This is a genomic window from uncultured Nostoc sp. (assembly GCF_964245445.1).
In the GTDB taxonomy this organism is placed as follows: Bacteria; Cyanobacteriota; Cyanobacteriia; order Cyanobacteriales; family Nostocaceae; genus Nostoc.
Genome location: NZ_CAXTNE010000297.1, coordinates 1 through 9,089, shown reverse-complemented (window position 1 = coordinate 9,089; position 9,089 = coordinate 1). Strand labels below are relative to the sequence as shown.

At 39.8% G+C, this 9,089-nt stretch carries 7 protein-coding genes; 1 reads left to right on the top strand and 6 read right to left on the bottom strand.

The annotated features are described in order from the left end of the window. Window positions 1–458: 458 nt before the first annotated feature. From ACFE90_RS32210 to ACFE90_RS32200, 3 genes are all read right to left on the bottom strand, one after another. Window positions 459–1,787 (bottom strand): ATP-binding protein, encoded by a 1,329-nt coding sequence (locus ACFE90_RS32210; protein WP_375506386.1) that lies wholly within the window; start codon window positions 1,785–1,787, stop codon window positions 459–461. Between the two features lie 97 nt (window positions 1,788–1,884). After that, the gene (locus ACFE90_RS32205; protein ID WP_375506385.1) at window positions 1,885–3,222 is read right to left on the bottom strand and encodes a tellurite resistance TerB C-terminal domain-containing protein; all 1,338 of its coding nucleotides are present in this window, start codon (window positions 3,220–3,222) and stop codon (window positions 1,885–1,887) included. A gap of 48 nt (window positions 3,223–3,270) precedes the next feature. Continuing rightward, a complete protein-coding gene (locus ACFE90_RS32200; protein WP_375506384.1) occupies window positions 3,271–4,644 on the bottom strand; it encodes an ATP-binding protein in 1,374 nt (457 codons plus the stop codon). An 87-nt stretch (window positions 4,645–4,731) separates the two neighbouring features. Between ACFE90_RS32200 and ACFE90_RS32195 the strand changes: the two genes are divergently transcribed. Then, on the top strand, window positions 4,732–5,052 hold the full coding sequence (locus ACFE90_RS32195) for a TMEM14 family protein (protein ID WP_375506383.1): 321 nt from the start codon (window positions 4,732–4,734) through the stop codon (window positions 5,050–5,052). A 316-nt stretch (window positions 5,053–5,368) separates the two neighbouring features. Here ACFE90_RS32195 and ACFE90_RS32190 read toward each other — a convergent pair whose 3' ends face one another. From ACFE90_RS32190 to ACFE90_RS32180, 3 genes are all read right to left on the bottom strand, one after another. Continuing rightward, on the bottom strand, window positions 5,369–6,229 hold the full coding sequence (locus ACFE90_RS32190; RefSeq protein WP_375506382.1) for a fructosamine kinase family protein: 861 nt from the start codon (window positions 6,227–6,229) through the stop codon (window positions 5,369–5,371). Window positions 6,230–6,462: 233 nt separating this feature from the next. Next, window positions 6,463–6,933: a hypothetical protein gene (locus tag ACFE90_RS32185; RefSeq protein ID WP_375506381.1), complete on the bottom strand. Its 471-nt coding sequence runs from the start codon at window positions 6,931–6,933 to the stop codon at window positions 6,463–6,465. Window positions 6,934–7,217: 284 nt separating this feature from the next. Then, window positions 7,218–8,519, bottom strand: a complete 1,302-nt coding sequence (locus ACFE90_RS32180; protein WP_375506380.1) for a M16 family metallopeptidase — start codon at window positions 8,517–8,519, stop codon at window positions 7,218–7,220. Between the last annotated feature and the right edge of the window lie 570 nt (window positions 8,520–9,089).

The window sequence follows — 9,089 nt, the reverse complement described above, 5'->3', positions numbered from 1 at the left end:
TGAGGTCAAGCTGGGTCAGATTGGTTAATTTACCAATTTCCACAGGTAACTTAGTCAACCCCTGTCGGGACAAGTTTAACTTTCGCCAATCCTCAGCCACAGCACGATCTATCAGTACCAACAACTCATCCTGCGTCATAAATCCAAGGAAAAGGGTAAAAGCAAAGAAGATTGATGAAGATTATCTTAACTGATTAGGGAAAAATGCTAGATCATCACTTTTTGGTGATCTGTCAGTTCGCTATTTGGGATATTGTGGATTTAGGCGTAGGCGTAGCCCGTCGTAGACATCGCACCTTGAGATGATGGAAAAAGCGAATTACACAGGTTTAGCGATCGCGCCTTTAAATGTGGAGATGTGGCGATCGCATATATCTAAATCTGGATTTTAGGCATCTCTATTATCAAAATTCATATTAATCTCTCTGCACAAGAGCGATTAAATGACGATCATTAAATCACAAACTAAATTCTGCTGCGCCATCCTCATCCACATCTGCATCCTTACCCATAGCAGTAGGTTTAAATTTAGAGCCATGAATTAATTCAGCAAACACAATTCCTGGATTTTGGTAAAGAATATTCAGCACACTCATAAAATCTCGCACAATTTCCCCTGGTGTCAGTAATGCTTCTGCACCCAAGCGATTAATAATTTCTTGCACAAACTCCTTTAATTCACGATTTGTCAAAGTCTGTTCATACCCAAAATTGAGTGCATGAATCTCAGCTAAACGTTGCAGAAGCGTCAAGATTTCTGCTTCACTCAAAGGATTTAGCCGAATCACTGGTCCTAAATGTTCTTGAACATTAGCTTGTGCAACAAAACGACTTTCTTTTGTACGTCTTTGCCAAGCTTGGTCTGCAAAAAGTCCCCGTTTGGGGTCTTCTAAAAACTTGGTTGTTCCACCAACAACAATGCCAAGATGTTCTGCTTTACACTGCATGGTATCGTTAAACATTGCCAGGAGTCGATTATAATTCTTTTCCCGCGTAATTGTAGTAGATATTTGATATAAATGTACAGCTTCATCAAGTATAATTAACAATCCTTTATAACCAATCTCAGCTACAAATTTAGCAACCAGTTTTATATAATCATACCAACTATCATCATCAATAATAACGCGCACCCCTAAAGCTGCTTTCGCCTCAACTTTAGTAGTAAATTCTCCCCGCAACCAGCGCATTGCCGCATTTTTTAAATTATCATCATCCAATCGGTAGCCACGCCAATAAGCGATAATCACGCTACCAAAATCAAAACCGTGAACTAAGCCTTCAATATACTGAACTACTTCCCTAATTTTTGATTCAACTTGGTCATCAAAACCATCGTCATTCGGACGCATTCCAGTTTCTTTAACCACTTCTTGTTGAATTTTATTAATCCATCCTTCTAAAATTGAGACTAAAGCACCACCATCAGGACGAGTTTTTGTAGCTAGGTGACTCATTAATTCTCGATAGGTGGCTACACCTTCATTGTTGCTTCCAGCTAATCGACGTTCAGGCGATAAATCAGCATCAGCTACTACAAAACCTTGCTCCATAGCCCGGTTGCGAATTAGTTGTAATAAAAAACTTTTACCAGAACCGTAGTTACCAATTATGAAGCGAAATGCTGCTACACCTTCTGCAATATCATCGAGGTTTTGTAATAGGCTTTTGAGTTCTTTTTCTCGCCCTACTGCTATATATTCAACTCCCACTCTTGGTACTACTCCCGCCCCAAGGGAATTGATTAAAGCAGTGGAGATTTTTTTCGAGATTTTGAGCTTTGCCATGTATTACACTTCACTTTCTTCTAAACGCAGAAGTACGCAGTAAGTTAGCTAAGGTACATACTCACCTTACTACTAATCTAACGTCGGCAATAATAATTTAATTTGACGAAGCATGTCTAGCCACGAGGTCTTCATACATTGCAATTATTTTTTTGACATGCATCATATATTCCTGATAAACTTCTGGAATTTCTGAATTTGAATCAATTATTAATTCACCAATAGTATCATTCGCTCGTTCATTTATAGAATCGATTAATAAATTTGGCATAGTAATGTTTGCTTCGGCAATTTTTTTAATAGCAGCATTAGGATTATCTTGTTCAAATATAGCTTTTAATACTTGTAATTCATCTACTGGAATATTTTTTAAAAAATTATTCCAATCTTCAGGTAAATTATCTGATATATCAGCTTCCGAAGTATTTATGATTGCTGTAGTTTCCATTATCTCAGAAAAAGGAAACAATTCATGATCGTCTTCTTTGTAATTATCAGACAAATCTTCTGAATTGAATGTTTCTATTTGTTGGAGTAATTCCCATACTTGATTTTGTAATGAATCTCGTTCTTCTTGCAATAATGAAACTTGCTCTTGCAACTGCTGTAATTCGGCTTTGTGTTCTGCGAGTTGGGTTTGTGAAGAATTCAGGATAGCTTGGATATTTTCTCTTTCGGCTTTTGTCGCTACCAGTAATTGATTTTTTTGGGTTGTCTCAACTTCTAGCTCTTGAATTGCAATTCGCAGTTCGTATAATTTTTCTTCTAATTGTGGTTTTAGTCTGCCTAAAAGAGTTAAATTACTTTCAATTTCTTGCTTCTCCTGGTGGAGTTCGGAAATTTGACTTTGCAAATGAGTGATTTCACTACGAGATACATTACAATTCGACTCTAGACGGCGCTTTTCTGCTGTGAGAACAGAAAAGGCATTATTCAATTCTGTTTGATTTTTCTGTAAGTTATTAATTTCAATTTTTAGGGTATTGACTTCAGTTTCCAACTGCTTTTTTTGTCCGGCAAATGTTCTTAATTCTCTATGTAAACTATCCCTTTGGTTACGGCTTTCTGTTACTTGATTTTGCAGTTGTTGTGACTCTGCATATAGTAAATTATGATGTTCTTCGATTTGATTAATTTCTCTGACGACACGAGCCTTTAAACCCTCCATTTCTTTAATTCGTTTGTGGATAGAACCTAAAATAAGCATTTCATAATTTCTGCGTCGCTTATCTACGAATAATGCTGCTGCATAGATAGTAACGGCAGTAATTAAACCTGTGAGAAAGGCTTTATTAAAATCCCAGTTTGGGACGAGGCTAAGACCAAAACTCACACTAAAGGCAACTATCCCTAGTATAAATCGATTGCTGATCATTACTGATTGCATATTGCTGGTTTTTAGCGTAGTTAAATTATCAGAAAAAGTAGCTCTCATAGTAATTCGTAATTAGTAATTAAAATACACATAGGAAAATGCTTAATGCTAAGTGTTGGATGTATTGTTATTTGTACCAAAAAGTGTTGAGTCTGCTTTTAAAAAATCAACAAACTGCCGTGCTGTGCGTCCAGAACGACCATTATGGCGAGTTGCCCATTGTAATGCTTGAAATTCCAAATCTTCTTGGGTAATATTAATTTCAGCTTGTGCCGCTAGATGCTGTACAATTTTTAAATAAGTTTTTTGATTGGCTGGTTCAAAGGTCAAGGTTAAACCAAAGCGATCGCTAAACGAAAGCTTCTCCTGCATCGTATCCCAAGCATGGATTTCGTCGTTATCCTTGGGGGAAGGTCTATCCACAAAAAACTCCCGAATTAGGTGGCGGCGATTGGAAGTAGCATACACAACTACATTTTGCGGCCGCGCGGTTAAATTACCTTCTAAAACTACCTTGAGCGCTTTAAAGGCATCATCATCTTCTTCAAAGGAAAGATCATCGACAAAGATGATAAATTTTTGTGACACTCCTCGTAAATGTTCCACAATTTTTGGTAAGTCTTTTAAATCAGATTTTGCCACTTCCAATAAGCGGAGGCTGCCTTGGGCTTTGCCCTTGCCGGAGACATCGCTATATTCATTTAACAAAGATTTCACCAAAGAAGATTTGCCAGAACCTCGACTACCGTAAAGTAATACATGCAGTGCCATCTCTCCTGATAATAAAAACTCTGTATTTTTCAGCAAAGCATCTTTTTGAGATTCATAACCTACAAGCGCACTCAGCTTAATTGGATCAGAATACCGAATACCGATAAACTGCCCAGCTTGCCAACGTAAAGCGCGATATTCTGCAAATAAACCAGAGCCACATTGCCGATAATAAGTCGCTAACTTTTCTACAGCATCACCCCAATTATCTAACTCTTGTAGATATGTAGCGAACTTTGTCTCTCCTCCTACCAATTCTTGCTCTTTATACCATACTACTGGCGAAATCGGCATGTGAGCTACGCCTTGTATCCACTCACTTAAAGAAGCGCTGCTGCATTCATAGAGACTTTGCAATATTTGTAAATCATGCCGAACTGCTGCTACTAAAGCCGGGGGCAAATCCTCAAATTCTCGCACTTGAGCCAGCCTTGTAAAAGGATTCTCAGAGAAGAGAAGTTGAGTAATTAAATAGTCTTCCCAATTTTGATTTTTAGCAGCCAACGCGTGGAAGTAACTACCGTAGGCTTGGAGACAACCGCGTGCATCGGCATCAGTGTAACGTATAGCTTGCAACAGTTCCAGAAATGCCATCCCCACTTCGCCTTGCAGAACAGACTGGTACAGTAAAAGTGACGCTGCTTGGCGCTGGAGATATTGAACCTTTGTATATGAGGAAGTACTTGTTATTGGCATCGCTTGATTATCCATCAGTAAACTGTGTGGTATAGCTAAATAGCTATGGTAAATTGTCTGCTGACACTGGCAGTAAAGTCAAAGTCTACATAGGTTTTAACAATGAATTTAAGTATAATTGCTGCTTTTGCCTACGGCATATTAGCGATTGTTGGTGGCATTATTGGCTACATTCAGGCTAGAAGTAAGGTTTCACTCTTAAGTGGTAGCATTAGCGGTTTATTACTATTACTTGCGGCTTACTTTCAACTCCAAGGGCAAACTTGGGGTTCGATTTTAGCACTGATAGTTACTGCTGTTTTAGTAGTTGTCTTTGGATTTCGGCTGGCTAAAACACGCAAGTTTATGCCTGCGGGATTAATGACGATTTTGGGTATGTTGGCCTTGGCGGTGATGGTGACTCAAATAGTGGCTTTAAGGTAGCATCAGTCTCCAAGCAATAACCACCCCTTCTGTTTTTTGCCATGCTATTAAGGCGTTCTTCCAGGTTAGGAAAGTGATAATTTGCAGCAGTGATTCGACCAATCGCGTGTTTCTCAATCTTATACTTAGTACAGTTTTGCGTAAAAGCCTAGCGTTTTTAATGTAAGGGAACGCATTGGCATTGCATTGAGATGCATTAACAATACATCCCGACGCATTAACAATGCAAGCCGACGCATTAACAATGCATCCCGATGCATTGTCATTGCAGGGTATTGCCAAATTTAATTCGCTACGAATTAATGAAATGCTGTACTTAGCGCAAAATTTGGTCAATCATCCGGTTCGCTTGGGAAGCATAACCGCCCCCAAATAAATTGAAGTGATTCAAAATGTGATACAGGTTATAGAGCGTTTTTCTTTGCTCATAGCCTGCGTCTAAAGGAAAGACTTCGTTATAACCTTTGTAAAACGCTGCGGGGAACCCACCAAATAATTCTGTCATGGCAATATCAACTTCGCGATCGCCAAAATAAGTTGCTGGATCAAAAATCACGGGTTCTCCTGAGTTAGTACACCCGGCATTTCCGCCCCATAAATCGCCATGTACTAAAGAAGGTTGCACCTGATGCGCCAATAGTTCAGGGATTACTGCTAGTAATTTTTCTGAAGAGGGGAAATTTCCTCCCTTTCGCCTTGCCAACTGAAATTGATAACCCAGGCGATGTTTAATATAAAATTCTGTCCAATCTGCTGTCCAAGTATTGATTTGGGGCGTGGAACCAATGGTATTGTTAATTTTCCAACCGAAACCTTGGCTACTGCTAGCTTTATGCATCGCCGCCAACTTGCGCCCCATCTCTTCCCACGAATTACTGTTACCGTTACCAAGTTCTAACCATTCCAGCACGATGTAGCTAGAATTCTCAACTACACCCCAGCTTAGAGGATTTGGGACGCGAATACTAGCTGTGGCTAGCATTTCCTTTAAACCCATTGCCTCAGCCTCAAACATCGCAGCTTGGGATGCTTGGTTAATCTTGACGAAGTAGGTTATCTCACCATTGGAAATAGCATAACCTTGGTTGATGCATCCACCACCAACCGATCGCCGTTGCTGACTCGTAAATTTTTCGCCCGTCACCTGGCTAATATGAGCATCGATTTGAGTCCACATGATTAAATAATTGGGGAGTGGGGGGTTGCCTACTGCATCAAGGATTTAAAGTCAGAGAATATTGTACCCGTGACATTCTTCATTGTCATCTGAGTTGAGCGATCGCGTGTATCATATTGCCGTGCCGTAGTTAATGGTGTCGTAAAATATATGTTGGTGGCAAATAATATTAATCTTGGGTTTTGCTTCGCTCCACCCAACCTATAGAATCGATGCGATTCTACTTTAAAGAACTAATTGACTTTACGATTCTGAAGTGCATCACCAGTTTGCAGATCCAGATACACTTTAATATCATCCACATCTACATGCCATTCTGAAATTTTATCCCCCTCGTCACTCACAGTCTCTCTGGTACGAATAGATTCATACGGATTTAGTTCTAAGAAAGGCTTATCAAGTTCGTCTAAAAAGAGTATTTGATTTTGTATGTGTACAATATTTCCATCCAAATATAATGTCCACCAAAAAATAAAGTTAGCAATTGAAGGATCGAACATTGATGTAATAAGGCAAGACTTATCATTTCCGTTACATATCCTTATTAGTGCAACTTTCCACTGTATTAAATAATCAAGTTTAGTCCAGTAAGATAAAGATGCCATAAATGTTTCATGGAATTTACCTATATGGATCTCACCAACTTGAAATCTTTGACCACCATCTACAAAATCCTGAACTGTAAGATTAATTGAGAAATTCATTTAAAGTTAATCCTTAAGTCTAGTAGTTAAATCAGATGAATACGTACCAATTCTTTCTCCTTTTTTATTAAATATTTTCCACCTATTTGCCACATTATGCGATCAATATCTCGTGAAATATAATTATTACCATTAAACAATACCTTCCCCATTTTTTTGTAGGTTGGGTTGAGGCATTTTTCGATTTGGCGAAGGTATTGATTAAAGAATACCGATTGAGCTGATCGTAACCGTAGCTAGTCGATGAATTGGGAAGCTCACACTCACTGCAAGCGGTCAGTAGTTCATGGTTTGACGACAACTACACCATAAGCTTCTGGAGAAAGATACTCTTTGGCTGCTTGCATCAAGTCAGTTACATTTTGGCTCTGAATATGAGCTGGGTAGTTAAAGGCGGGTTCTAAATCTCCCACCAAAGAATGATAGTAACCATACAACCCAGTGCGATCGCTTGGTGTTTCATTGCTAAAAATAAATCTGTTTGCTACTCGCCGCCGCACACGGGCAATTTCTGATTCTGTGACTAATTCGGTTTGGACTGTGCGAATATGTTGAGCGATCGCATCCTCTACTTCTGCTAAATTTTCCACCGCACATTTAGCCGAAATATAAAATGTCCCTTGCAGCTGATTGCTCATGTTACTCACAGAAATTGAAGAAACCAATCCCCGTTCTTCTCGTAAATCCCTCACAAGTCTTGATGTCCGTCCATGTCCCAAAATTCCTGCTAAAACATCCAGTCCATAGGTGCGATCTAACTGAACCATTCCTGGAACCCGCCAAAGCATCACTAGTCTTGCTTGCTGGAGACTTTCATCTACAAATTCTCGACGGACAATTTCTGTAAATGGTGGCTCAGTCGGGAGTCGGGAGTGGGTAGAGACGCGATTAATCGCGTCTGCACTGAGTGGGGAGTGGGGAGTTTTATTAGCTTTTGTAAATCCTTCAGCAACGATTGCAATTAATTCTTCCACAGGCAAATTGCCCACAGCTACAGCAGTAATTGACTGGGGTTGATACCAACTAGTATGAAAATCCCGCATTTGCTGGGGTTTCAGTTCGGCAATCACTGATTCTGGCCCCAATACCGCACGACGATAAGGTAATTCAGTATACGCTGTCTCCATCGCCCGCCGAAATGTCCGCCGTTGAGGATTATCCTCTGAACGCCTAATTTCTTCTAAAACTACTAATCGCTCCCGTTCAAAAGCATCATCAGGAATACTCGCATTTGATACTACATCTATCTGTAGTGGAGCAAGCTCGGCAAAATCTTTGGGGGCAGTGGTTATATAGTAATGAGTATAATCTTGGCTAGTAGCGGCATTGGTAACAGCACCCCGTTCTTCAATTCGACGTTCAAACTCACCGCTAGCCAGTCGTTCTGTTCCTTTAAAAATCATGTGCTCTAAAAAGTGAGCCATGCCGTTAATGGCATCAGATTCTACGGCTGAACCAACTTTAATCCATACGTTGAGGTTTACAGCTTGAACTGGCATCTGCTCCGCTATGATTGTCAAACCATTGGGCAACTGATGCAGGGTTGGGGTATTAAGACGAGGAAGTTTCCGCAGGGTTGAAGTCATTGCTACTTGTGTGAAGAGCTACGTTACCTCTTTATCTTATCCGTCACCGAAGAGAGAGGGGAGCAGGGGGCAGGGGGCAAAAGAGTTTGAGTCTTGTTTACTTTTATTTACACAGTTTGGTTTTATTGTACCGACTTCCCTAGAATACAAGGTGCAAAAAGAGTTTCAGAGCAAATAAATTTATTTATGCCCAAAAGCAAAAATATTTATTTCGAGTGGAGAGTGCCACAATCAAAAATATGCGTCTAAAAGGTTTTACTATGCAAAACCTGTCCCTCTCCCAATACGGTTCGGTTAAGGAAAGAGACGCGATAAATCGCCGTTTCTACAAAGGACTGATTATTGTAAAAACGGCGATTTATCGCGTCTTTGTAATCTATAACTTTTATCAAAAAACCTTATCCGAACCGTATTAGTCCCTCTCCGACTCAGGTGCAATCAACAAATGCGATCGCCGAATCAACAAATGCGATCGCCGAATCAACAAATGCGATCGCTAAATCAACAAATGCGAACGCCGAATCAACAAATGCGATCGCTAAATCAACAAATGCGATCGCTAAATCAACA

Excerpts from the sequence above, each read along its gene's own strand:
- ACFE90_RS32190 (WP_375506382.1), bottom strand. The coding sequence starts at position 6,229 with ATGTGGACTCAAATCGATGCTCATATTAGCCAGGTGACGGGCGAAAAA.
- ACFE90_RS32180 (WP_375506380.1), bottom strand. The coding sequence starts at position 8,519 with ATGACTTCAACCCTGCGGAAACTTCCTCGTCTTAATACCCCAACCCTG.
- ACFE90_RS32200 (WP_375506384.1), bottom strand. The coding sequence starts at position 4,644 with ATGGATAATCAAGCGATGCCAATAACAAGTACTTCCTCATATACAAAG.
- ACFE90_RS32205 (WP_375506385.1), bottom strand. The coding sequence starts at position 3,222 with ATGAGAGCTACTTTTTCTGATAATTTAACTACGCTAAAAACCAGCAAT.
- ACFE90_RS32195 (WP_375506383.1), top strand. The coding sequence starts at position 4,732 with ATGAATTTAAGTATAATTGCTGCTTTTGCCTACGGCATATTAGCGATT.
- ACFE90_RS32210 (WP_375506386.1), bottom strand. The coding sequence starts at position 1,787 with ATGGCAAAGCTCAAAATCTCGAAAAAAATCTCCACTGCTTTAATCAAT.
- ACFE90_RS32185 (WP_375506381.1), bottom strand. The coding sequence starts at position 6,933 with ATGAATTTCTCAATTAATCTTACAGTTCAGGATTTTGTAGATGGTGGT.